Annotated in this window: 20 protein-coding genes; 4 read left to right on the forward strand and 16 right to left on the reverse strand. The window is 61.3% G+C overall.

All coding sequences use genetic code 11. The annotated features are described in order from the left end of the window. Window positions 1–18 precede the first annotated feature (18 nt). On the forward strand, window positions 19–789 hold the full coding sequence (pgl, locus tag QMG79_RS06670; protein WP_502934719.1) for a 6-phosphogluconolactonase: 771 nt from the start codon (window positions 19–21) through the stop codon (window positions 787–789). Between the two features lie 97 nt (window positions 790–886). On the opposite strand, the gene secG is transcribed toward pgl, so the two are convergent. From secG to QMG79_RS06750, 16 genes are all read right to left on the reverse strand, one after another. Next, window positions 887–1141: a preprotein translocase subunit SecG gene (gene secG / locus QMG79_RS06675; RefSeq protein ID WP_283537789.1), complete on the reverse strand. Its 255-nt coding sequence runs from the start codon at window positions 1139–1141 to the stop codon at window positions 887–889. A gap of 47 nt (window positions 1142–1188) precedes the next feature. Further along, entirely contained in the window at window positions 1189–2004 is an 816-nt protein-coding gene (gene tpiA, locus QMG79_RS06680) for a triose-phosphate isomerase (RefSeq protein WP_283538030.1), read from the reverse strand. Window positions 2005–2082: 78 nt separating this feature from the next. Further along, window positions 2083–3309 carry a phosphoglycerate kinase gene (locus QMG79_RS06685; protein WP_283537790.1) on the reverse strand — a complete coding sequence of 409 codons (1227 nt, stop codon included), beginning with the start codon at window positions 3307–3309 and terminating at the stop codon, window positions 2083–2085. A gap of 9 nt (window positions 3310–3318) precedes the next feature. Continuing rightward, the gene (gap, locus tag QMG79_RS06690; protein WP_283537791.1) at window positions 3319–4329 is read right to left on the reverse strand and encodes a type I glyceraldehyde-3-phosphate dehydrogenase; all 1011 of its coding nucleotides are present in this window, start codon (window positions 4327–4329) and stop codon (window positions 3319–3321) included. A 264-nt stretch (window positions 4330–4593) separates the two neighbouring features. Next, on the reverse strand, window positions 4594–5220 hold the full coding sequence (locus QMG79_RS06695; RefSeq protein ID WP_283537792.1) for a superoxide dismutase: 627 nt from the start codon (window positions 5218–5220) through the stop codon (window positions 4594–4596). 173 nt (window positions 5221–5393) lie between these two features. Next, the gene (gene whiA, locus QMG79_RS06700; protein WP_283537793.1) at window positions 5394–6374 is read right to left on the reverse strand and encodes a DNA-binding protein WhiA; all 981 of its coding nucleotides are present in this window, start codon (window positions 6372–6374) and stop codon (window positions 5394–5396) included. A gap of 6 nt (window positions 6375–6380) precedes the next feature. Continuing rightward, on the reverse strand, window positions 6381–7415 hold the full coding sequence (locus QMG79_RS06705) for a gluconeogenesis factor YvcK family protein (protein ID WP_283537794.1): 1035 nt from the start codon (window positions 7413–7415) through the stop codon (window positions 6381–6383). After that, window positions 7415–8338 (reverse strand): RNase adapter RapZ, encoded by a 924-nt coding sequence (rapZ, locus tag QMG79_RS06710; protein ID WP_283537795.1) that lies wholly within the window; start codon window positions 8336–8338, stop codon window positions 7415–7417. Before rapZ ends, QMG79_RS06705 begins: the two co-directional genes overlap by 1 nt. 68 nt (window positions 8339–8406) lie before the next feature. Then, window positions 8407–10440 carry an excinuclease ABC subunit UvrC gene (uvrC, locus tag QMG79_RS06715; protein ID WP_283537796.1) on the reverse strand — a complete coding sequence of 678 codons (2034 nt, stop codon included), beginning with the start codon at window positions 10438–10440 and terminating at the stop codon, window positions 8407–8409. A 92-nt stretch (window positions 10441–10532) separates the two neighbouring features. After that, the gene (locus QMG79_RS06720) at window positions 10533–11201 is read right to left on the reverse strand and encodes a lysophospholipid acyltransferase family protein (protein ID WP_283537797.1); all 669 of its coding nucleotides are present in this window, start codon (window positions 11199–11201) and stop codon (window positions 10533–10535) included. A 4-nt stretch (window positions 11202–11205) separates the two neighbouring features. Beyond that, the gene (locus QMG79_RS06725; RefSeq protein WP_283537798.1) at window positions 11206–11907 is read right to left on the reverse strand and encodes an HAD hydrolase-like protein; all 702 of its coding nucleotides are present in this window, start codon (window positions 11905–11907) and stop codon (window positions 11206–11208) included. A 93-nt stretch (window positions 11908–12000) separates the two neighbouring features. Next, on the reverse strand, window positions 12001–14913 hold the full coding sequence (gene uvrA / locus QMG79_RS06730; protein ID WP_502934707.1) for an excinuclease ABC subunit UvrA: 2913 nt from the start codon (window positions 14911–14913) through the stop codon (window positions 12001–12003). A gap of 98 nt (window positions 14914–15011) precedes the next feature. Beyond that, the gene (locus QMG79_RS06735) at window positions 15012–15389 is read right to left on the reverse strand and encodes a GntR family transcriptional regulator (RefSeq protein WP_283537799.1); all 378 of its coding nucleotides are present in this window, start codon (window positions 15387–15389) and stop codon (window positions 15012–15014) included. Next, a complete protein-coding gene (locus QMG79_RS06740; protein ID WP_283537800.1) occupies window positions 15386–17230 on the reverse strand; it encodes an ABC transporter ATP-binding protein in 1845 nt (614 codons plus the stop codon). The genes QMG79_RS06735 and QMG79_RS06740 overlap by 4 nt, the downstream gene beginning before the upstream one ends. A 62-nt stretch (window positions 17231–17292) precedes the next feature. Further along, window positions 17293–19062, reverse strand: coding sequence for an ABC transporter ATP-binding protein (locus tag QMG79_RS06745; RefSeq protein WP_349357253.1), 1770 nt, complete (start codon window positions 19060–19062; stop codon window positions 17293–17295). 149 nt (window positions 19063–19211) lie between these two features. Next, window positions 19212–20003 carry a trans-aconitate 2-methyltransferase gene (locus QMG79_RS06750; RefSeq protein WP_283537801.1) on the reverse strand — a complete coding sequence of 264 codons (792 nt, stop codon included), beginning with the start codon at window positions 20001–20003 and terminating at the stop codon, window positions 19212–19214. 150 nt (window positions 20004–20153) lie between these two features. Here QMG79_RS06750 and QMG79_RS06755 point away from each other — a divergent pair, with 150 nt between their 5' ends. The 3 genes from QMG79_RS06755 to QMG79_RS06765 all read left to right on the forward strand — a co-directional run bounded on the left by QMG79_RS06755 (window position 20154) and on the right by QMG79_RS06765 (window position 24597). Continuing rightward, a complete protein-coding gene (locus tag QMG79_RS06755; RefSeq protein ID WP_283537802.1) occupies window positions 20154–22700 on the forward strand; it encodes a DEAD/DEAH box helicase in 2547 nt (848 codons plus the stop codon). Between the two features lie 48 nt (window positions 22701–22748). Beyond that, the gene (locus QMG79_RS06760; RefSeq protein WP_283537803.1) at window positions 22749–23249 is read left to right on the forward strand and encodes a GNAT family N-acetyltransferase; all 501 of its coding nucleotides are present in this window, start codon (window positions 22749–22751) and stop codon (window positions 23247–23249) included. A gap of 70 nt (window positions 23250–23319) precedes the next feature. Continuing rightward, complete coding sequence (locus QMG79_RS06765; protein WP_283538033.1) at window positions 23320–24597, forward strand: alpha/beta fold hydrolase; 1278 nt, start codon at window positions 23320–23322, stop codon at window positions 24595–24597. The last annotated feature ends 12 nt before the right edge of the window (window positions 24598–24609 follow it).

The raw sequence follows: 24609 nt of genomic DNA on the forward strand, positions 1-24609 counted from the left end.
CCAGATTCATCTGTCCTGATGGCAGCCATTGCGGCGCGCCTGATCACCAAGCTTGTTGATGTCCAGGACAAGTATGGCGAGGCAACGGTAGTGCTCACCGGTGGCACAGTGGGCATCGGAACGCTGAAGGCTGTTGCAGATTCGGCGGCGGCACCTGCCGTTGACTGGTCGCGGGTCAACTTCTGGTGGGGTGACGAGAGGTTCGTCGCCGCAGACAGTGAGGACCGCAATACCGTTCAGGCGCGCAAGGCTCTTTTGTCCCACTTCCCGGTCTCCGCCGAACGGATCCACGAACCTGGATCGTCGGACGAGTTTGGCTCGCCCGAAGAAGCAGCCGACGACTATGCACGCCAGCTCAAGGAAGCAGCTGCTGCAGAGCACGCTGCTGACCACTCGGATGACCGGCCGGAGGAACCTGGCCTCCTGCCACGACTGGATATCCTGCTGCTTGGTGTCGGACCTGATGCCCACGTGGCATCGCTCTTCCCCGAGCAGGCCGGTATCAGGGAAAAGGAACGCACGGTGGTGGGAGTGCGAACTTCACCCAAGCCCCCGCCGGAGCGTATCTCCCTGACCCTGCCCGCCATCAATACTGCTGGCGAAGTATGGATGGTGGTTGCCGGTGAGGACAAAGCCGGTGCTGTGGGGTTGGCCCTGGCAGGTGCAACTCCGGTCCAGGTTCCAGCTGCAGGCCCTTCCGGAACCAGCCGTACCCTGTGGCTCATTGATGAAGCTGCGGCAGCAAAAGTCCCCGCGCAACTGGTGCGCAAGGAAGCCACGCGTTCCTGAGAAACCTTTATAGGCGTTAAATGACTGCGGCCGGTGGATTTCTCCACCGGCCGCAGTCATTTAATATCTGGAATGTTTGTCCGTCAACAGATACCTGTCAGGAATCTCCACCTTGGAAGCGCATCAGAAGACCCAGGGCGATGATGACAACACCCCATGAGATACCAAGGATGATGGTGAACCGGTTGAGGTTTCGCTCAGCAACACCAGACGAGCTCAACCCGGAGCTCATGCCGCCGCCGAACATGTCGGAAAGACCACCGCCCCGTCCCTTGTGCAGCAGGATCAAGAAAGTGAGCAGAAGGCTGGTGATTCCCAGCAGGATCTGCAGGATGACATGAAGAACGTCCACGACGGCCTTTCAAAAGTTGGGATTGCGGGAGATCGGGCCGTGACGGACTAGTCCGTCACCAGGTGACTCTCGAACCTGACAATATTAGCAAACTCCGCGGGATCCAAGCTGGCGCCACCCACCAACACGCCGTCAACGTCCCGTTCGCGAAGGATTGACGCTACATTGCCAGCCTTGACGGAACCGCCGTAGAGTAGGCGAACCTTGGCTGCCGTCTCCGTGTCGAAGATGGATTCCAGCTCGGCTCGGATGGCGGCGCACATTTCCTGGGCGTCCTCCGGGCCGGCAACTTCCCCAGTACCGATCGCCCATACGGGCTCATAGGCAACCACCAGAGTGGCAGCCTGCTCACTGGTCAGTCCAGCCACATCGGCGCGAAGCTGCTCGAGGGTATGTGCCACATGCGTCCCCGCCTGACGAACGTCAAGGCCTTCGCCGACACACAGCATCGGAACGACCCCATGCTTGTAGGCGGCTTTGACCTTTGCGTTGAGCACCTGGTCAGTTTCGTTGTGGATGGTGCGGCGTTCGCTGTGTCCGACCAGGACATAGGTGCAACCGAGCTTGTTGAGGAAAGCCCCGCTGATATCACCCGTGTAGGCGCCTGAATCAAACTCCGAAAGATCCTGTCCACCATAAACAACTTTGAGCTTGTCTCCCTGGACCAGGGTCTGCACGCCACGGAGGTCGGTGAAAGGCGGGAAGACGGCTACTTCAGCTCGGCCGTAGTCGTGTCCGGCATCCTCCAGGGTCCAGGCAAGCTTTTGCAGGAGGGTAATTCCCTGAACATGGTCCATGTTCATTTTCCAGTTCCCGGCAATCAGCGGGGTACGGTCGAAAGTGCCGTTTGTTGACGTCGTCACAGATGCTCCAAAAATTGTGTCGGGCATGAAGCTCCCGCAGGTGGGCCCCTTGGGCCGCCACCTGCGGGAGATACTTCTCTAGCGGTCCAGGACGCTCAGTCCGGGAAGATCCTTACCTTCAAGGTACTCAAGGCTGGCTCCACCACCGGTGGAGATATGACCAAACTGATCGTCACGGAACCCGAGGGAGCGTACCGCCGCAGCCGAGTCTCCGCCACCCACTACTGTGAAGGCATCCGATTCCGTCAGTGCTGCGGCAACGGCGCGCGTTCCTGCAGCAAAGGACTCAAACTCAAAAACGCCCATGGGTCCGTTCCAGAAAACAGTCTTCGCCCCCGCAATCCGGTCTGCAAACTGCTGGGCCGACGTGGGGCCAATGTCCAGCCCGATACCGGAACTCCCGAAGCTGCTTTTCTCGATGGCATCCGCAGCGACAGTTTCGAAGGCGGCGTCAGCCGAGAACTTCTGCGCAACAACAACGTCCACCGGAACAATAAACTCGGTGCCGGCGTCGGCCGCCCGCTTCAGGTAAGCCTGAACCACTGGGATCTGGTCTTCCTCGAGCAGGCTGCCAGCAACCTTGTGGCCCTCGGCCGCAAGGAAGGTGAACAGCATTCCGCCGCCGACAAGGATGGTGTCGGCCTTGCCAATGAGGTTCTCGATGACGGCCAGCTTGTCAGAAACCTTCGACCCGCCGAGGACGACCACGTAGGGTCGTTTGGTGTCGGTTGTGAGCTTCTGCAGCACGTTCACTTCAGTGTTGACAAGGTCCCCTTGATAGGAAGGGAGCCTAGTCGCGACGTCGTACACGCTGGCATGCTTGCGGTGGACGGCACCAAAAGCGTCATCCACAAAAGCGCCGTCATGTCCCGTGAGCGCAACGAGCTCGTCAGCGAAGGACCCTCGCTGAGCGTCGTCCTTGGATGTTTCCCGCGGATCGAACCTGACGTTTTCAAGCAACAAAGCCTGTCCGTCCGAAAGTTCCGCAGCGAGTCGCTGTGCCGACTCACCTACAGTGTCTCCAGCGAGTGCCACCGGAAATGGTGCAAGCTCGGCAAGGCGGTCAGCCGCGGGCTTAAGCGAGTACTTTTCCTCGGGTGCACCCTTAGGGCGTCCGAGGTGGGCCGTTACCAGAACACGCGCGCCAGCATCCGTCAGCTTCTTCAGGACGGGGATGGAAGCCTTGATGCGTCCATCGTCCGTCACTGCAGAGCCGTCGAGCGGCACATTCAGGTCACTTCTGACAAGAATGTACCGCCCGCGGACACCTTCAGCGATGAGTTCGTTGAGGGTGTGAAATGTCATGAACCCAGCCTAGCCCAGCTTGGCTGCAACAAGCTTGGTGAGGTCCACCAGGCGGTTGGAGTAGCCCCACTCGTTGTCATACCAGGAGACAACCTTGACCTGGTTGCCAATGACCTTGGTGAGGCCCGAGTCGAAGATCGATGATGCAGGGTCGCCCACGATGTCGGACGAGACGATGGGCTCGTCCGTGTAGGTCAGCAGACCCTTGAGCTCCTCTGTCTCGGATGCAGCCTTGAGGACGGCGTTGACTTCCTCCACTGTGGTTTCGCGACCCACGGTGACCGTGAGGTCGGTGGCGGAGCCTGTGGGGACGGGAACGCGGATGGCGTAGCCGTCAAGCTTGCCCTTGAGCTCAGGCAGGACGAGGCCGATTGCCTTAGCAGCACCCGTGGATGTGGGGACCATGTTGATGGCTGCAGCGCGCGCACGGCGAAGATCCTTGTGCGGGCCGTCCTGCAGGTTCTGGTCAGCTGTGTACGCGTGGATGGTGGTCATCAGGCCACGCTCGATCCCGAAGGAATCGTTGATGACCTTGGCCAGCGGGCCCAGGCAGTTGGTGGTGCATGATGCGTTGGAGATGATGTTGTGCGCAGCCGGATCGTAAAGATCGTGGTTGACGCCCATCACGATGGTGATGTCTTCGTCAGAGGCCGGGGCAGAGATGAGGACCTTCTTGGCGCCTGCATCGATGTGCTTCTGGGCATCTGCTGCCTTGGTGAAGAAACCAGTGGACTCGATGACGATGTCAACGCCGAGCTCACCCCAGGGAAGGTTTGCAGGATCGCGCTCGGCGAGGACCTTGATGACCTTGCCGCCGACAACGATGTCGCCGTCCTTGACCTCGACGGTCTGGGCGAGGCGTCCGTTGACGGAGTCGTACTTAAAGAGGTGCGCCAGGGCCTCGGGGCTCGTCAGGTCATTGACGGCTACGATCTCAAGATCGGCCCCCTGGGCGAGTGCTGCGCGGAAGTAGTTGCGTCCAATGCGGCCAAAGCCGTTGATTCCAATACGGGTCGTCACTTTTTCAGTCTCCTTGTTGCTCCTGCGAGCACACTTGGTTGAGTCGGGCATTCGCGCCAACTAACAGATCCCGCACGCCATTGGGCAGAGATATTTTGCAGATCGGAGGGCGACCAGCCACATTGCTGAAGGCTAACCGCCTCCGTGATCTATCTTACGTTCAAGACGGCACGCCCCCGCAAGTACGGGGGCGCTCCGTCCAGATACCGGGCGAAACCGCCCGGACATGTGAGGAATGTTACCAACACATCTCCAAATACGTCCCTAGGAGAGGACGATCAGGCCTGTTGCCCCTGTGCGTGCCGCTTCAAAGCGCTTGGCAACATCAGCCCAGTTGACGATGTTCCAGAAAGCCTTGACGTAGTCAGCCTTGACGTTGACGTAGTCCAGGTAGAAAGCGTGCTCCCACATGTCGAGCATCAACAGCGGGGTGGTGCCAACTGCGACGTTGCCCTGCTGATCGTAGAGCTGTTCGATCACAAGGTTGCCGCCGATGGGCTCGTAGGCCAGGAAGGCCCAGCCGGAGCCCTGCAGGGCCAGCGCGGCTGCACTGAACTGTGCGCGGAAAGCATCGAATGAACCGAATGCGTCATCGATTGCCGCAGCAAGCTCACCTTCAGGCTTGTCGCCACCGTCCGGGGAAAGGTTGTTCCAGAAGACCGAGTGGTTGATGTGCCCGCCCGTGTGGAAGGCCAGGTCTTTGGAAAGCCTGCTGATGTTTGCGTAGTCGCCCTTCTCACGGGCGTCGGCGAGCTGGGCCAGGGCGTTGTTCGCACCCGTGACGTAGGCGGCATGGTGCTTGCTGTGGTGCAGCTCCATGATGCGTGCGGAGATGTGCGGCTCCAGGGCAGCGTAGTCGTAGCTGAGTTCTGGCAAAACGTACTCGGTCACAAAATCCTCCAAAATCGTGGACAGGTTGTCCGGTGGGTAACTCTTGGATTGTGCATCCGGATGGCGGGCATCCGGAAAACTGCGGCAGCGGAACTATTGCACTGTCCTGTTCGGCATAACCCCACGGGACACGCAGGTATTTCCTCCGCTGCCAATGATTCTAGAACTGCAGGCTATTCATCCAACATGTCTGCTGTCACATTGGCTTCCGTCCCCGGAATGCCGAGGTCGGTGGCTCGCTTGTCAGCCATTGCCAACAGTCTGCGAATACGGCCCGCAATGGCATCCTTGGTCATGACGGGATCGGCAAGCCTGCCCAGTTCATCCAGGCTTGCCTGTTTATGGGCAACCCGGAGTTCGCCGGCGTACTTGAGATGTTCGGGTACGTCATCGCCCAGGATTTCCAGGGCACGGTCCACCCGAGCGCCTGCAGCGACGGCGGCCTGTGCGGAGCGTCGAAGGTTGGCGTCGTCAAAATTTGCGAGTCGATTCGCAGTGGCCCGCACTTCCTTGCGCATGCGCCGTTCCTCCCACACCATGAAGGCATCGTGGGCACCCATGCGCACCAGGAGAGCCGCAATGGTGTCTCCGTCGCGGATCACCACCCTGTCCACCCCCCTGACTTCGCGGGCTTTCGCCTGGATCCCAAGGCGGCGGGCAGCTCCGACCAACGCCAGCGCGGACTCCGGCCCGGGACAGGTGACCTCAAGGGCCGACGAACGACCGGGTTCCGTGAGGGAGCCGTGGACTAGGAACGCTCCACGCCAGACCGCTTCGGCATCCGCCGCCGAACCGTTGACGACGGCGGATGGCAGCCCACGGACGGGCCTGCCGCGGCCGTCGAGCAGTCCGGTCTGGCGGGCCAGCGCCTCGCCGTCCCGGACCACCCGCACAACATAACGGCTGCCGCGCCGCAGTCCCCCGCCGGAGATCACAACAATCTCGCTCTGATGGCCGTAGACCTCGGCGATGGCCGCACGCAACCGCCGTGCAGATGAGGCCAGGTCCAGTTCCGCCTCGATGACAATCCGGCCAGAGATGATGTGCAGGCCGCTCGCAAATCGAAGCATGGCTGAAACTTCGGCTTTTCGGACCGAGGATTTTTTTATGTCCAGCCGGGACAGTTCTTCCTTGACTGATGCTGTCAGTGCCATGGTTTCCTAACCGTTCCCAAAAATGTCGTGATAGGCGGTGGCCAGCCGCAGGGGGTCGTGGACTGCAGCGTGCCCGGCCGCTCCGACATTCGCGAGGACAACCCGGGCGCCGAGCATGCCCGCCGCCTCGCGGAACTCCGCCCGGTCCGTAATGGACCGGGGATCGGCAAGAACAACATCGACGCCGAAGTTTGGAGCATACTTCCGCAACGCATGGAGGTGGTCTGCTGCACTCATCCCCGTGGTTTCCTGGGTATCGGTGGCCAGATTCATGGTCAGGCACCTTTTCGCGGGCGTATCACACAGGGCCTGCTGCATCTCCGGAAGCAAGAGGTGCGGAAGGACCGAGGTGTACCAGGAACCCGGTCCCAGGATGACCCAGTCAGCAAGCTCAATGGCGGTCAGTGCCTCAATGCATGCTGGCGCTTCAGCAGGCATCAGGCGAACGCGTTCCAGCTTGCCGGCAACGGCGCAGCGGGCCTGGCCAGATATGGTTTGCGTGGCGCTGCTCCCGTCAGGAGCAGTCACCAGGACATCGCCCTCAATGGTCAGTGGCACGGTGGACATCGGGAGTACCTGGCCACGGGCGCCCAGCAAGGCACCAGCCCACCTCAGCCCATCCACCGCATCGCCGAGCAGTTCCCAGAGCGTGACGATCAACAGGTTGCCCATGGCGTGCTGGTCTAGCGAGGCCCGCTGTCCTGTCGTGGCATTGGGCTTTCCCGGCGCGAAGCGATGCTGCATGACGTCGCGCCAGGTACGCCCCCAGTCGGTGTCGTCGCACAGCGCAGACAGCGCCATGCGGAGATCCCCAGGGGGCAGGACACCGTACTCCTCGCGCAACCGGCCCGACGAACCGCCGTCGTCCGCGACCGTGACAACAGCCGTCAGTTCAGAGGAGAGCAGCCGTAGTGCAGACAACGAGGCAGAGAGCCCATGGCCGCCGCCAAGCGCCACCACTGTTGGTCCCTTGGCCTGCTGGCTGTTCGCACTGGAGGCCGACGGCGGGATAAGGGGAAGCGGTCCCGTCAGGAGGCCCACTACTCGCGGCCCAAATCACGATGCGTGGTCGTCACGGTTACTCGGGGGTACTGGGCTAATTTCTTCGAGAGCTCCATCGCCACAGCCACAGACCTGTGCTTGCCGCCCGTGCATCCCACAGCGATTGTGGCGTAGTGCTTGTTCTCTCGGCGGTAGCCGTCCAGGACGGGCTCCAGTGCCATGACGTAGCGGTCCACGAAGTTCCCCACACCCTCTGCCCCAAGGACAAAATCGCTGACGTCCTTGTCAAGGCCCGTGTGCGGGCGCAGCTGCGGTACCCAGTGCGGGTTGGGAATAAAACGGACATCGGCAACATAGTTGGCATCCACGGGGAGCCCGTATTTAAAGCCAAAGCTCATCACATTCAGGCGAAGTGCGATGGGGCCGGATTCACTGAACAGTTCCGTGACGGCAGTTGCCAGTCCGTGAACATTGAGGTCCGAGGTATCCAGCACCAGGTCCGCAGAGTCCCGGAGTTCGCCCAGGATTTCGCGCTCGGCAGCTATCCCGTCAAGGATACGGCCGCCGCCCTGCAGCGGGTGGGGTCTCCTGCCCTGCTCAAAGCGCCTGACCAGCACGCCGTCGTTGGCGTCCAAGAAGAGGACCCTGTACTTGACGCCACTGGCCGAAAGCGCACCCAGCGCCGTCCGGATGTCCGTGAAGAGACCTTTGCTGCGGACATCAACAACAACTGCCAGGCGTGGGATGGAGCCAGGTGCATGCGATACAAGCTCTGCGAGGGTGCCAAGCATCTGTGGTGGCAGGTTCTCCACCACGTACCAGCCGTGGTCCTCAAGGGCATCGGAGGCCGTACTGCGTCCTGCGCCCGACATGCCCGTAACTACCAGGAGTTCGGATTCGATCGGCTTCACTGGCGTGAGGCCGTCCTGCTCAGCCCCGGGATCCGCCGTGATGTCTGCCATTGATCCAGCTCCATTTCTACCGTTCGTGCGCCAGGGCGCCTTTGCGGCACCCTGTCCCTTTACCCTAGCTAAAATTCGATGATTTCGCCGGTGGTCATGTTGATCACAGGTGCCTGGGCAGTTTCCGGTCCCTCATTGAAGGCGGTTGCGATGGCGCTGGCAAGTGCGGGGCCAATCCCTTTGGCGGCCGTCAGTTCCTCGGCCGACGCCGCTTTGATGGCCTTGACCGAACCGAAGTGCGCCAGAAGTGCCTTCCTTTTTGCCTCCCCCAGGCCTGGCACCGCGTCCAGGGCGGACACTGTCATGGCCTTCCCGCGCTTCTGGCGGTGGAAGGAAATGGCAAATCGGTGTGCTTCGTCACGGATCCGCTGCAACATGTAGAGACCCTGCGAGGTCCGCGGCAGGATCACCGGAAAATCACTGTCCGGCAGCCAGACTTCTTCCAGGCGTTTGGCCAGCCCTACGACGTAGACGTCGTCAATCCCCAGTTCAGCCAGGGCTCGAGCGGCGGCATTCACCTGCGGCTTGCCACCGTCCACCACCACAAGGTTCGGCGGGTAGGCAAACTTGCTGCGCGGCGCCGTTGTCGTAGTATCGAGCAGCGCCTCCTCAGCTGCAGCATCGGGCCTATCGACAGCGGCAGCAGCAGCCGCCGCCTCGGCGTTTCCCGTCTCTGTATCGAGCACATCGGGTTGGGCTACCTTGTCCTGCAGATAGCGGCGGAATCGCCGGGTGAGGACGTCATGCATGGAGGCCGTGTCGTCCACGGCGGCGGCCCCGGTCACGGCGAACTTACGGTAGTCCGACTTTTTGGGAAGACCGTCTTCGACCACCACCATGGACGCAACAACGTTGGTGCCCTGCACATGCGAAATGTCAAAGCATTCAATCCGCAGCAGGGGTACTGGCAGGTCCAGAGCCTCCTGCAACTCAAGCAACCCTTGGGACCGCACTGTAATGTCACCCGCACGGCGGGTCTTGTGAAGTTTTAGTGCCTGCTCGGCGTTCTCCCGGACTGTGCCCATCAGGGCTGCCTTGTCGCCACGCTGCGGAACGCGAACATCAACATGGGCGCCCCGGAGTCCAGACAGCCAGGCCGTCAGTTCCGGTCCGTTGCTCGGCAGGACAGGGACCAGGACCTCTCGCGGCAGCCGCCCGTGGCTTCCGTTTGCTTCCCCATAGACCTGCTGCAGAAGATGCTCCACAAGGTCCGGAGTGGTAGTGTCCTCGACTTTTTCGACGACCCAACCACGCTGCCCGCGGACTCGTCCACCGCGGACGTGAAAGACCTGTACTGCTGCTTCGAGTTCATCTTCGTGAAGCGCAAAAACGTCCGCGTCGGTGTCGTCGGCGAGGACCACGGCGTTGCGTTCGAAGACCTTGCGGAGGGCAACGATATCGTCTCGCAGCCGTGCAGCCTGCTCATAGTCCAACTGCTCAACAGCAGCAGCCATCTCCTTTTCCAGCCGAGACGTAAACCGCTTTGCTTCCCCGCCCATGAACGAGCAAAAATCCTCTGCGAGGACCCGGTGCTCCTCGGGGCTGACCCGGCCAACACAGGGCGCCGCACACTTGTCAATGTAACCCAGGAGGCACGGGCGTCCGCTGGCCTCTGCCCGGCGAAAAACTCCGGAGCTGCAGCTGCGTACCGGGAAGACGCGGAGCAATGTGTCCATGGTCTCCCGGATGGCTCCAGCCGTGTAGGGCCCGAAGTATCGGGTGCCCTTTTTTCTGTCACCCCGGAGCACCTGCACCCTTGGAAACTTTTCTCCCATGGTCAGGGCGAGGTATGGATACGACTTATCGTCGCGGAACATCACGTTGAAGCGCGGCGAAAATTCCTTGATCCAGGTGTATTCGAGCTGCAGGGATTCCAGCTCGCTGCCCACCACAGTCCACTCCACGCTGCTGGCCGTGTGGACCATTGCATGCGTTTTCGGCAGCAGGCCAGCTGGATTTGCGAAATAGGAATTAAGCCTGGACCTCAGGTTTTTTGCTTTGCCCACGTAGATGACCCGACCGTGCGGATCGCGGAACCGATACACCCCCGGATTGGTGGGTATCTCTCCGGTCTGGGGGCGGTAACTTGCTGGATCTGCCACGCGTCAGGTCTCCGAATCGACGTCCGTGCCAAGGCAGCGGAAGCAGGAACAGGGCCAGCCCCTCGCCCTGTGGCGGAAGGATGCCCTACCTGTCATTCTGCGGTCTTGCTCTGGTTATAGCTGGTGGAACGGGATTGTCCGCTCAGTTCGGCAATGGCGTCCATGACGGAATCCGTCACCTTGCGGCGCGCTGGCAGTGAGTGGTCCGGGCCTGTCCGGTCAAAATACAGCGGCTCTCCGACCTTCATGGTGAAGTGCTGTGGCTTAAATCCCTTTTGTCCTGCCGGCTGGAGGTTTTCGGTTCCGATAAGTCCTACCGGGATCACTGGCGCGCCGGTAGTCAGCGCCAGCCAGCCAACGCCGGTGCGTCCCCGGTAAAGAATTCCATCCCGCGACCTGGTGCCCTCCGGGTAGATACCGATTCCCTTGCCGGATTCCAGAATGTCCAGGAGCGTCTTCAGCGCCTGCACGCTGGCCGCCTGCTCTCCCCGTTCCACCGGAATGGAGCCGACCGACTCAAAGAAGGACTTCATGACCCGGCCCTTGACCCCAGCCGTCGTGAAGTACTCTGCTTTGGCAAAAAACGCGACCGGGCGGGGCATCAGCGCCTGCACAATCACACTGTCAAAAAACGAGAGGTGGTTGGGGGCCACAATGAAGGGGCCATCCTTCGGGACATTCTCAAGGCCCACGACGAAAGGCCTGCACGATCCGGAGATCAGGGTGCGGGTGGTCCATCTGACGGCGTCAAACATTGCCACAGTCCTATACCTCCAATTCCTCTTCAGCCCGGCCAGTAGCCAGGGGGATGATGGCAGCGTGGAGCTCCTGCGTGTCCGCCACCACTGTGCAAGCGCCAGCACGGACCAGTTCGCCGTCCGGCGCAAAACCCCACGCAACACCTATGCAGTCAATACCGTTGGCAAGTGCCCCGGCCACGTCCTGGGCCCGATCCCCCACCATGAGGGCGCCCGTGGCTCCAAGATCCCCCATGGCGGCTGCGATGATGTCGGCTTTCCCCGACGGGACAGGCCCAGGTGCTCCTGATTCGTCATCAGAAGACCCCTGGATAGAGGTGAAAAATCCATCCAGGCCATGGTGCTCTAGGACCACCCTGGCAAGGGACTGGGGCTTCTGCGTAGCAACCGCCATGGCGGTACCAGCATTCCGCAATGATTCCAGGAGGTCCCGGATTCCTGGGTACACGGATCCGCGGGAGATACCCGTCGTGCGATAGTAGGCCCGGTACAGCCCTATTACCTCATCGACCTGCCCTGCCGGCACCCCGGCAATCCTGATCAGGGCATCGCTCAAGCGCGGCCCCACCATCGAGTCGAGGTCCGATTGGTGGGGAACCGGCAGGTCCAGGGCTGACAGGGCTGCCGCGATACCGTCAGTAATGCCGCCAGCCGGATCGACCAGCGTTCCATCAAGGTCAAAGATCACTGGCACTGTGGAAAAAGTCACCGGCTTAGCTTCTCACGCCGCGGAGCGTCTCCGTAACAAGACTTCCCCTGACGCGATGGTGTCGCAGCAATCGGATCCGGGGAAGTCCACCTGTCAGGCCAGCAGGTCTGCAAGGAAAGCGGCAGTGTGGCTGGTACTTGACGTTGCAACCTGTTCCGGTGTCCCCGTGGCTATCACTCGACCGCCACCCGAACCGCCGTCGGGCCCCAGATCAATTACCCAGTCCGCACTCTTGATCACGTCAAGGTTGTGCTCGATAGTGATCACGGTGTTTCCCTTATCCACCAGTCCCTGCAGGACAAGCAGCAGCTTGCGAATGTCTTCGAAATGAAGTCCCGTGGTCGGTTCGTCGAGCACATAGATGCTGCGACCGTTGGAGCGTTTCTGGAGTTCTGCAGCCAACTTCACGCGCTGGGCCTCGCCACCGGAGAGGGTGGTGGCTGGCTGTCCCAGACGGACATAGCCCAGCCCGACATCCACCAGCGTGTTCAGGTGCCTGGCTATGGGTGAGAACGCGGCAAAGAACTCCGCGCCTTCTTCGATCGGCATGTTGAGCACATCGGAGATGGACTTTCCCTTGTAGTGCACTTCCAGGGTCTCCCTGTTGTAGCGCGCACCGTGGCAAACCTCGCATGGGACATACACGTCCGGCAGGAAGTTCATCTCGATCTTGAGGGTACCGTCGCCCGAACACGCTTCGCAGCGGCCGCCCTTGACGTTGAACGAGAACCGGCCCGGCAGATACCCGCGCACTTTGGCTTCCGTGGTTTCGGCAAAGAGCTTGCGGATATTGTCAAAGACGCCCGTATATGTCGCGGGATTGGACCGCGGCGTGCGGCCGATCGGGCTCTGGTCCACATGGACTACCTTGTCCAGGTGCTCCAGCCCCTGGATGCTCTTGTGCCGTCCCGCAACCTGCTTGGCCCCGTTGAGCTTGTTCGCCAAAACCTTGTACAGGATCTCGTTCACAAGCGTGGACTTGCCCGAACCGCTGACTCCGGTCACAGCGGTCAGCAGGCCCAAAGGGAAGGCGGCGTCGACATTAACGAGGTTGTTCTCACGCGCTCCCACGACCTTCAGCTCGCGCTTTTTGTCATACTTCCGGCGCTTTGTCGGTACGGCGATGGACTTGCGTCCGGAGAGGTAATCGCCCGTGAGGGACTCGGTGTTGGTAAGCAGGTCGGCATAGGAACCGGAATGGACCACGTGGCCGCCGTGTTCACCGGCACCGGGCCCGATATCAACGACCCAGTCGGCTTCCTGGATGGTGTCTTCGTCGTGTTCAACAACAATGAGCGTGTTGCCAAGATCGCGCAGTTTGGTGAGCGTTTCTATCAGGCGACGGTTGTCCCGCTGATGCAGCCCAATGGACGGTTCGTCCAGGACGTAGAGGACACCGACCAGCCCGGAGCCAATCTGCGTTGCCAGGCGAATGCGCTGGGCCTCACCGCCGGACAGGGTAGCCGACGGCCGTTCGAGGTTCAGGTATTCGAGCCCGACGTCGAGGAGGAACGTCAGGCGGGCCTGAATTTCCTTGAGGACCTGATTGGCGATTTGTGCCTCACGGCCAGTGAGAACCAGGTTGTCGAGGAACTCTGCACACTCGCGCATGGGGAGGGCAGCAACGGCGGCAATCGACTTTCCGTTGATCAGGACAGAGAGTGAGGCAGGATTCAGCCGCGCACCTTTACAGGCGGGGCAGTGAATCTGCCGCATGTACTCCTCATAGCGGTCCCTGGCCGAATCCGAATCAGTTTCCTCATGTTTGCGGTGCACGTACTGGATGACTCCCTCGAAGCCAGTACTGTATTTGCGTTCGCGCCCGAAACGGTTCTTGTACTGCACCACAACCTTGTGGTCCTTGCCGTGCAGGACAGCCTTTCGCACATCGGCGTCGAGCTTCTCCCACGGCGTTTTCATCGAGAACTTGAGTTCCTTGGAAAGGCCTTCCAGCAGCCTGTTCCAGTACTCGGTGGTGGCTGTGCCCAGCGACCACGGGGCAATCGCACCCTGCGCGAGAGACAGCTCTGGATTGGGAATGATGAGCTCTTCATCAACCTCCAGGCGTATACCGATACCACTGCACACGGCACAGGCACCAAAGGGATTATTGAACGAGAACGACCGCGGTTCAATCTCGTCGATCGCCAGCGGATGCTCGTTGGGGCACGCCAGGTTCTCGGAAAAGGCACGCAGCCGCTTCGGATCCTCTTCATCAAGGTCGACAAATTCCGCCAGGAGGCGACCTTCAGCCAGTCCAAGAGCAGTCTCCACCGAGTCCGTGACGCGTTGGATGATGCCTTCCTTGACCACCAGGCGGTCCACCACCACCTCGATGGTGTGCTTGAACTGCTTGCCGAGGGTGGGAGGCTCGCTGAGCTGGATCAGCTTGCCATCGACGCGGGCACGGGAGTAGCCCTTGGCGCTGAGGTCCTTGAAGAGGTCAACAAACTCACCCTTTCGCCCCCGGACTACGGGTGCGAGGATCTGGAAACGGGTTCCCTCCTCAAGTTCAAGAAGTTGGTCCACAATCTGTTGGGGCGTCTGCCGCACGACCGGCTCACCGCAGACGGGGCAGAAGGGGCGTCCCACCCGCGCCCAGAGCAGGCGCATGTAGTCATAAATTTCCGTGATGGTGCCCACCGTCGAACGCGGGTTCTTGCTCGTGGACTTCTGGTCGATCGACACAGCAGGAGACAGGCCCTCGATAAAGTCGACGTCCGGCTTGTCTACCTGGCCAAGAAACTGGCGCGCGTAGGCTGACAGCGACTCAACGTAGCGGCGTTGACCCTCCGCGAAGATGGTGTCGAACGCAAGGGATGACTTTCCAGACCCCGAGAGGCCTGTGAAGACAATCATGGCGTCGCGGGGAAGGTCAAGATCGACATTGCGAAGATTATGCTCGCGGGCACCCTTCACCACCAGCCGTGAAAGGTCCGGGGTTGGAGACATGTTCCCTGCGAGGCGGGAGTTTGCGGTTGTTTGTTCAACTACGGCTTTAGGCACCTTAACATGCTAATCGAAAACTTCTTCGAATATCCATGTGGCTGACGATGTGCCCCCGCGCAGCGGACAACTGCACCCACGAGTGGTGCTTCGGCCGGTTACTGCTCGGCATCGTAGGCAGCGGCTAGGAGCTGAACGGCCTCTGCGAAGCTGACGCCTGTAGCCTTGGCGGTCACTGCCAGCTGGGCTGCTGCAACGGACGCGGCGCTGATCCGGCTTTCGCGCGCAGAGACAACCGTACCGTTGCGGCCCTGTGTGCGAACCACACCTGCAGACTCCAGCTCCTTGTACGCGCGAGCCACCGTATGCGGGGCGACGCCCAGGTTTTCAGCCAGGGCGCGCACCGCTGGCAGCCGGGTCCCTGGCGCGAGGCTCCCATCGTCAGCGCGGGCCAGGATCTGAACGCGGAGCTGGTCAAAGAGCGGCACGCTGCTGTTGGGCTGTGGCCGCCAGGATCCCGGGAATGCGCCGCTCACGGCTGACTCGTGATCCGGCTCGACAGGGCACTGCGATCCGCCGCCCCGGTGGGCCCAGCGTCGTGGCCCTGCGCCGACTGTGCAGCATGGAGGCGGGAGTATGCACCGCCGCGTTGGATAAGCTCCGAGTGCATGCCCTGTTCCACAATCCTGCCGTTGTCCATGACCACGATTAGATCAGCGTCCGCAATCGTGGACAAGCGGTGCGCCACGACGATCGCCGTCCGTGCCTTGCGGAGGTCCTGCATGGCTCGGCGAATCTGGAGTTCAGTGCGTGAGTCCACCGAACTGCTCGCCTCGTCATGGACCAGGATTTCCCGGTCCGCAACATGGGCCCGGGCAATAGCCAGCAGCTGGCGCTGCCCTTGACTGAGGGAGTCCACCGCGGCATCAACCATGGTGTCGTAGCCATCAGGCAGTGACCGGATGAAATGGTCCACGTGGCTCGCCTCTGCGGCCGCCACGACATCCTGGTGCGTCGCTCCCTCGCGTCCGTAAGCGATGTTGTCCCGGATGGTGCCGCTGAAGAGCCAGGCGTCCTGGAGCACCAACGCCATGGTTCCCCGAACCGCGTCACGGCCCAGCGTGGATATGTCCACTCCCCCGAGAGTTATGGAGCCGGACTCTGGATCAAGAAACCTGAGCAACAGGTTCACCACACTTGTCTTGCCTGCTCCGGTGCCACCGACGATCGCCACTGTTTTTCCGGCTGGGACAGTGAGGCTGAAATCCTTGACAACTTTCCTGGCTCCATAGGAAAAGTCCACCTTGTCAAAACGGATTTCGCCAGGTGCCCCTGAACTAGCACACGGTGCACCGCCGGCAGCCGCAATCGTCAACGCCATGGGCAGGTTTAGCTCCTCCTCGGAATCGAGGAGTTCAAAGATGCGGGCAGCCGACGCCCCGCACGCGTGGATTGTCGCTGCCATACCGCCGATTTGGCCCACGGGCTGCGAAAAAAGCCTCGTAAACTGCAGGAACGCCTGGATTCCACCGATACTCATGGCACCACCAGCAACCTGAAGCGCGCCCACCACTGCGACGGCAACATAGTTGAGGTTGCCGACGAACGCCAAAAGCGGGGCGATCAGCCCAGACAGGAACTGGCTCCTACCGGAAGCTTCAGTGAGCCTCTGGTTGGTCTCCTCGAACCGTGCCTGGGCACGCGCCTCCCACCCCAGACTGCGAATGACCTCCTGGCCCCTGACAGTTTCGGCAACGTCAACGTACAGTTCACCGACCAGGGCTCCCTGGCGTTGAAAATGACCGTGGGAGGCGCGTCCAATGAGCACGGCGAGGTATGCCGAGAGCGGGACGCTGACCAGCACGATGGCAGCGAGTGGCAGGGAGATGGCGAGCATCAGGCCCAGGGCTCCCAAGAGCATCAGTACCGAGGTGATGAGCTGGGTCAGAATGGTTCCCAATGCCTGCGACACGGTATCTACGTCATGGGTGGCCCTGCTTAGTGGGTCAGCGACGGGACCGGCCAGCGTACCCGTCGCCTGTCCAGCAGTTTCCCGCGCCGCTCCGGCATGAGTCGGGGTCCGCTCAATTTTTTGCTGGACGGCGCTTCGCAGTTCATGGCACACACTGCCCACTGCCCGGGCCGCCACAAAGCCCTGCACCCAATTGAACAAAGAAGCGCCAAGATACATCAGGGCCGCGATCCCCAGAATGTCCACCAGCTTGCCCTGGTTGAGCGTTCCGCTGATAAAGCCGTCTACAACAACGTCCGTTGCGTCACCGAGAAACTTTGGGGTGGTGACATTAAAGCCCGCAAAAAGGCAGCTGCTCAGGACAACGAGCGCCATCTGCGCACGAACCGGCCGGAAGAGGCGCACAATTCGCCGTCCTACGGATCGGGAACGTCCTTGCTCGACCCGTGAACCACGCCGCAGCACCTTCACGGAGCATCCGTGAAGGCCAGCTGGGAGCTGGCGATTTCACGGTAGACAGCAGAGTCCCGCGCCAGCGACGCGTGAGTGCCTTGGCCTACCAGGTGGCCGCCGTCGAGCACCAGGACCCAGTCCGCGTGGCGGACACCAGCAAGCCGTTCCGACACCATCAGGACTGTGGCACCCCTAAGCCGGTCCCTGAGTGCACCCTGGACGGCGCGCTCCGTCACCGCGTCCAGTGCGGAAAAACTGTCGTCAAAAAGGTACAGCGGACAGCGCCGGAGGATGGCCCTGGCAATGCAGAGCCGCTGCCGTTGCCCGCCAGAAAAATTCGCCCCACCAGGGTCAACAGGTGCCAGGAGTCCCATAGGAAGGTCCCGGACAAAGGAATCCGCCTGCGCCGCTTCCAGCGCAGACCACAGCTCACAGTCAGTGGCATCAGGAGCCGCCATCCGGAGGTTTGACGCAATAGTGCCGGCAAAAAGGAACGCTTGCTGCGGCACCAGCGACATGGCAGTACGGAGCGTGGCGGTATCCAGTCCAGTGATGTCGCAGCCACCTAGGGACATCTTGCCCTCTGTAAGTTCCAGCAACCGGGGAAGAAGCCGCAGCAGGGTGGACTTGCCACTCCCCGTGGACCCGACCACCGCCGTCGTGGAACCAGCCGGCACGCTGAAGGTCAGTCCCCCAAGAACCGGGTGCTGAGCCCCCGCAAAGGCGAAGCCAACGTCGTGGAAATCCAGGCTCAATCCTGGTGCTCCGGATCCAGCCGAAGCGTCCCAGCAAGCTGTGCCACCCTTCCCATGATGGGTATTTCGCAGCCGCTGTTCCGCCGCACGGGACCGCACCTCACTGATGCGCTCAGCACACGCCGCGGCTCGCGGAGCGGCCGAAAGGACATACATCAGCATCATGATCGCAAGGAGGATCTGCAGGAGGTAGGCGATAAAGGCAATCAGCGATCCAATGTTCAAATCGCCGCTGGCAATTCGTTGGCCACCACACCAGACCACAACTACCGTGGACAGGTTTACCACCAACATCAAGAGCGGAAGCATCGCTGCAATGAGGAGGGCCGAGGAGAGATTGTTTTTGGTCAGCTGCGCGTTGATGAGGCCATAGCGCATGCGCTCGCTGTGCTGCCGTCCGAAGGACCTGATCACCGCGGCACCTGAGACCTGTTCGCCGAGGACCCGGCTGTTGGCGTCCAAAAGGTCCTGGCCGGCACGATAGAGCGGGACAAGCCGCCGAACAATCAACACCATAATGAGTCCCAGAACCGGAACAACCACCACCATGACAATCGACAGGGCGACATCCTGCACGAGCGCCATCACAAGTCCGCCGACGCCGATCAGAGGTGCGGCGCCCATCATGGTCAGCAGGAGGAGGGTGAAACCTTGGAGTTGCTGGACGTCAGTGGTGGATCTTGTCACCAAGCTTGCGGGACCCAGGGCTGCAGTTTGCTGGGGCGAAAGGCCCTGCAGGGCCGAAAACAGCCCGCTGCGCAGGCGCGATGCCACCTTCGCGGCAACCTGGGATCCAATCCACCCTGCGGCCAGCGCCGCGACGACTTGACCTGCCGCAATCCAGAGCATGACCGCCCCGCGCTGGCTAATCAAGGCAAGATCACCTTCCACAATCCCCCGGTCGACGACGTCCGCATTGATCGCGGGCAGCAGGAGCGTGCCAGCCGTCTGGACAACCTGGAAAAGGATCAGCGTCCCGACGGCCCATGGATGGCGACGGAGTGAATCGAACATCAGACGGGCAAGCACGGTACCCCCTAGGCTGGCGCTGCACCGCGATCATGTTGCTGTTCCTGCCCATCCTGGCATTGGTCAAGGGAGCGGCGGTGCAGGGTCAGTCTAACCACACGTTGTCATATAGTGTCATTCCTCTTTACACTCGAGTCATCCGTACTGAATTACGTGTCCGCCTTCGGTCCCTTCTGGCCAACCGCAAATATCCGCCGGAACGGAAAAACGGTCCCGTGCCTGCCTTGCGGATAGGCAGCCAGAAGCAATTGTGCATAGTCTGCCTCGAACTCTGCCGCTTCAGTACCCTTCAAGGCTGCCATCACCGGCACCAGCGCCGTGCCCCGCACCCATTCCAGCACCGCCTGGTCTCCGTGCAGCACCTGCTGATATGTGGTCTCCCAAGCATCGGCTGTGTATCCGGCGTCGAGCATCATCTCCAGATACTCACCGGGTTCCGCGACGGCGTCATCGTGGCGCAGGACGCCGGCAAGACGTTCCGCCCACCGTGGGGAATCGGCCAACTCGCGCATCAGGGCGTGGGACGGAGCGGAGAAATTTCCTGGAACCTGGAAAGCGATCCAGGCGCCGGGCTTCAGCCCGGCAAGCCAGCGCGGCAGCAACTGTCGATGGTGTGGCACCCACTGGAGAGCTGCGTTGCTCACGACAATGTCGGTTGCCTCACCGGGCATCCATTGCGCAATATCGGCCTCGGCAAAGCGAAGGCCCGGCAACCCCTCGGTAGCCACGGCCGCGCGCTCCAGCATGCTGGTGGAGGAATCGAGGCCAAGAACGTCGGCGTCCGGCCAGCGCTCTGCCAGTGTGGCCGTGAGGTTACCCGGCCCACATCCCAGATCGACCACCTGACGTGGCGATGCCGCCGTTACCCGGGCGGTGAGATCAAAAAATGGCCTATCGCGGAAGTTGCCAAACTGGCTGTACTTGGTGGGGTCCCACTTCATTGACGTCTCCAGGCTCGATGATGGACGGGCTTCGCTGAGCCTAACGCGCGGAACACATCCTCCGCTGGACACGTGGCAGCGGTGCCCGGTGCGGCATCGAACGACCGTCGACTCCCCGACCCTAAGCTGACGGGCACTAAGCTGACATCAATGAAACTTTCAGACCAACTCCTTTCCTTCGCCACGCCCGGCGTAAACCCGGGCACCGTCGACGCCGATTCCCTGTACACGCTCTTTTTGGAGTGGACTGAATCCCGGGGCATGGAGCTGTACCCGGCCCAGGATGAGGCCATCATGGAGCTCGCTGGCGGCGCCAACGTCATCCTTGCCACCCCCACCGGGTCCGGGAAATCGCTGGTGGCCATAGCGGCGCACTTCCAGGCAATGGCGGCAGGCCAGCGCAGCTATTACACGGCGCCCATCAAGGCGCTGGTGTCCGAGAAGTTCTTCGCCCTCTGCGAGATTTTTGGTGCCGAAAACGTCGGCATGATTACCGGTGATTCCGGCGTCAACCAGGATGCCCCGATTATCTGCTGTACGGCTGAAATCCTTGCCAACATTGCACTCCGCGAGGGCAGCGCCGCCGTTCTGGGCACCGTGATCATGGACGAGTTTCACTTCTACTCTGATCCGCAGCGCGGCTGGGCATGGCAGGTGCCCCTGCTGGAGCTCCCCCAGGCCCAGTTCCTCTTGATGTCCGCAACGCTTGGGGATGTCAGCCGGTTTGAAACAGGTATCACGGACCTTACCGGCCGGCCCACTGTCACAGTCAGTTCCGCCGAACGGCCCATCCCGCTGCACTATTACTACCATCAGACTCCCGTGCACGAGACCCTTGAGGAACTTCTCTCTACTCGCCAGGTCCCTGTCTATGTGGTGCACTTCAGCCAGATCGAGGCCATCGATCGGGCCCAGACACTGATGAGCATCAATGTCTGCTCGCGGGAGGAAAAGGACAAAATAGCCGAGCTCATTGCCGGCTTCCGCTTTGCCGCAGGCTTCGGAAAGACATTGAACCGCCTGGTACGGCACGGGATCGGGGTCCATCATGCAGGCATGCTGCCAAAGTACCGACGCCTCGTGGAGCAATTGGCGCAGGCTGGGCTCCTCAAGGTCATTTGTGGGACCGACACCCTGGGAGTTGGGATAAACGTGCCCATTCGCACCGTCCTCCTCACGGCACTGAGCAAATACGACGGCGTCCGCACCCGTCCCTTGAATTCACGCGAGTTCCATCAAATTGCCGGCCGCGCCGGCCGCGCCGGGTATGACACTGCCGGAACCGTGGTGGTACAGGCGCCAGAACACGTCATTGAAAACGTCAAGGCCATGGCGAAGGCAACAGCCAAGTTTGGCGACGATCAGAAGAAGCTCCGCCAGGTCGTGAAGAAAAAGCCTCCGGAAGGCTTTGTCTCCTGGGGCGAGCCAACCTTCAAACGGCTGGTGGAATCTGTTCCTGATCCGCTGACGTCTAGTTTTACTGTGACGCACTCGATGCTCATGAATTTGATGGAACGCCCCGGTGATCCGTTTGCTGCAGCGCGCCGCCTGTTGACGGAAAACCATGAAACGCGGTCTTCCCAGCTCAAGCTGATGAAAAAGGCACTCGGAATTTACCGGGAGCTCCTCGCTGCAGAGGTCGTTGAGCGGATTCCCGAGTCGGAGCAGGGCCGGGACGGGCGCACTGTCCGACTCACTGTCCACCTGCAGGCCAATTTTGCACTGAACCAGCCGTTGTCACCCTTTGCCCTCGCTGCCCTGGATCTGCTTGATCCCGAGGCGCCCGCCTACGCCCTTGACGTCGTCTCAGTGATCGAGTCCACCCTTGAGAAGCCTCGCCAGATCCTCTCGGCACAGCAGAAAAAAGCCCGAGGGGAGGCAATTGCGGCCATGAAGGCTGACGGCATTGAGTACGACCAGAGAATGGCCATGTTGGAAGAGGTCACCTACCCGCAACCCCTGGCCGAGCTCCTCGGCGAGGCCTTTGACGTCTACCGCAGGGCAGCACCGTGGATTGGCGACTTCGAGCTGGCGCCGAAGTCGATTGTGCGGGACATGTACGAACGGGCCATGAACTTCGGGGAATTTGTCCAGTTCTACAGCTTGGCACGCTCAGAGGGGATTGTCCTCAGGTACCTGGCCGACTGCTTCAAGGCTCTTCGCCAGACAGTCCCGCAGGACGCGCTCCGCGAAGACCTGGAAGACCTGATCGCCTGGTTGGGCGAACTGGTTCGCCAGGTTGACTCGAGCCTGCTGGATGAATGGGAGGAGCTGACCAGTGGGCTGGCACCCACGCCCCATGACGCACCTCCACCCCCACCGCCCTCGTTGACCACCAACACCCGGGCATTCAGGGTGATGGTGCGCAACGAAATGTTCCGCCGGGTGGAACTGTTTGCTGACGAGGATTCGCAGGCCCTGGGAGAGCTCGACGCAGGCGCTGGCTGGGACGCGAGCCGCTGGGAGGATGCGCTCGATGATTACTTTGATGAGCACGATGACATTGGCACCGGCCCTAACGCCAGGGGGCCCGGACTGCTCATGATCACCGAAGGCTCCGCTACATGGAAAGTACGGCAGATTTTCGAGGACCCTGCCGGTAACAATGACTGGGGTATTTCGGCGGAGGTGGATCTCGCGGCCTCGGACGAAGCGGGTGTTGCAGTGGTCCGCGTTGTCGATGTCAATCGGCTCTGATCCTGCCCTCGTTCCGGGGGCGCGCAGGGCCCCTAGTAAGCTCGTTCCATGAGTAGAATTCGACCCGCCGCGCCCCATGACGTCCCCGACATCCTTCGCATGATCCACGATCTGGCGACCTACGAAAAGGAGCCTGACGCTGTCCGGAATACTCCGAACATGCTGATGGATGTGCTGTTTGGCGAGGCGCCTAGTGCCTTCGCCACGATGGCAGAGAATGCAGAGGGTGAGGTCCAGGGCTTTGCCCTCTGGTTCCTGAACTACTCGACGTGGGAAGGCGTCCACGGAATCTACCTCGAGGACCTCTATGTCAGCCCCGAGTCACGTGGCGAGGGCCACGGCAAGGCACTGCTGCAGTTCCTGGCGCAAACGGCGGTGGAACGAGGGTACGCCCGGGTTGAGTGGAGCGTCCTTGACTGGAACGAGCCTTCCATCAACTTCTACAAGAACCTGGGGGCGCATCCCATGGACGGTTGGTCAACCTTCCGGTTGACCGGGCAGGCCCTGCAAACCTACGGCACTGCAGGTCAGGTAGAAGCCCGTGGCTGAGCTCGTTCAGGGTGCCGGCCCGTCCGGCGGCGCCAAACACCACGTACGGGCGCGGCACAGCTTCCGGTCCATGCGTACTGCCGAACACTTCTTCTCAGTACCCCTCGACCACGCCGAAGCCGGTACTGCCGAGCACCGAAGAATCACTGTTTTTGCGCGCGAATACGTTTCCGCTGTCCACAGTGCCAGCGAGGCGGAAAAACTTCCCTGGCTCCTCTATCTCCAGGGCGGACCAGGTGGTCGGGGAAATCGCCTCACCTCCCTCAACGGCTGGATGAAAGCGGCAGCAAAGGATTTCCGTATCCTGATGCTCGATCAGCGCGGAACTGGCCTGTCGAGTCCTGCTGACAGGAACACCCTTCCCCTTGAAGGTGACGCTGCCGCGCAGGCCAAGTACCTGACGCACTTCCGTGCGGATTCAATTGTTGCCGACGCTGAACTCATCAGGGCAGCTTTGGGCTCCGGGCCATGGAGTATCTACGGCCAGAGTTACGGTGGATTTTGTGCCCTGACGTACCTGTCCTTTGCACCGGAAGGGCTAAGGGAAGCCCTGGTCACCGGTGGCCTAGCGCCGTTGACCGGCCCTGCAGACCAGGTCTACAGCGCAACATTCGCACGGGTCGCAGCCCGGAACGCCGAGTACTTCGGCTGGTACCCGGAAGACAGGCAAACAGTAAACCGCATCGCCGAGCACCTACGCAGTACACCCGAATTCCTGCCTAGCGGTGACCTGCTGACTATTGAACGGTTCCAGATGGCTGGCGCTTTCCTCGGCGGGAACACGCGTGTTGATGCCCTGCACTACCTCCTGGAGGACGCCTTCACCACGACAGCGGACGGATCGCGTCTCTCAGACGCCTTCCTCGAGCAACTCGGTGTCCTCGCCTCACGCGCGTCCAATCCGCTGTATGCACTCATGCATGAATCCATTTACGGACAGGGCGAAGCCACCGACTGGGCGGCCTGGCGCGTCCTAGCGGACCATCCTGAGTTTCTTCCCGACGCCGAGGATCTGCTGCTGACCGGGGAAATGGTGTACCCGTGGTATTTCGAGCAGGACTCGGCGCTCCGCCCGCTGCGGGAGGTTGCTGATCTCCTTGCTGGCAGGACCGATTGGGGTGACCTGTATGACCTGGCGCAGTTGGGTCGTAACACTGTCCCTACAGCGGCCGCCGTCTACACCGAGGACATCTACGTTGACCGTGAGCTCTCGCTGGCTACAGCCCGTGCCGTTCGTGGCCTCCAGGTGTGGGAAAGCAGCGACTTTCACCATGACGGTATTACCGACGACGGCGAGGCCATTTTCGGGCGGCTCCTTGGCATGGTGCGTGGCAACGGCGGTCACTAACCGCCGTTGCCA

The organism is Pseudarthrobacter sp. PS3-L1 (assembly GCF_030063285.1).
GTDB lineage: Bacteria > Actinomycetota > Actinomycetes > Actinomycetales > Micrococcaceae > Arthrobacter.

What these genes read in the sequence shown, in the direction of transcription:
- pgl (WP_502934719.1), top strand. Translation starts at nt 19, where the DNA reads ATGGCAGCCATTGCGGCGCGCCTGATCACCAAGCTTGTTGATGTCCAG.
- QMG79_RS06685 (WP_283537790.1), bottom strand. Translation starts at nt 3,309, where the DNA reads ATGACATTTCACACCCTCAACGAACTCATCGCTGAAGGTGTCCGCGGG.
- whiA (WP_283537793.1), bottom strand. Translation starts at nt 6,374, where the DNA reads ATGGCACTGACAGCATCAGTCAAGGAAGAACTGTCCCGGCTGGACATA.
- rapZ (WP_283537795.1), bottom strand. Translation starts at nt 8,338, where the DNA reads ATGGCAGACATCACGGCGGATCCCGGGGCTGAGCAGGACGGCCTCACG.
- QMG79_RS06750 (WP_283537801.1), bottom strand. Translation starts at nt 20,003, where the DNA reads ATGAAGTGGGACCCCACCAAGTACAGCCAGTTTGGCAACTTCCGCGAT.
- QMG79_RS06755 (WP_283537802.1), top strand. Translation starts at nt 20,154, where the DNA reads ATGAAACTTTCAGACCAACTCCTTTCCTTCGCCACGCCCGGCGTAAAC.
- QMG79_RS06760 (WP_283537803.1), top strand. Translation starts at nt 22,749, where the DNA reads ATGAGTAGAATTCGACCCGCCGCGCCCCATGACGTCCCCGACATCCTT.
- QMG79_RS06765 (WP_283538033.1), top strand. Translation starts at nt 23,320, where the DNA reads ATGCGTACTGCCGAACACTTCTTCTCAGTACCCCTCGACCACGCCGAA.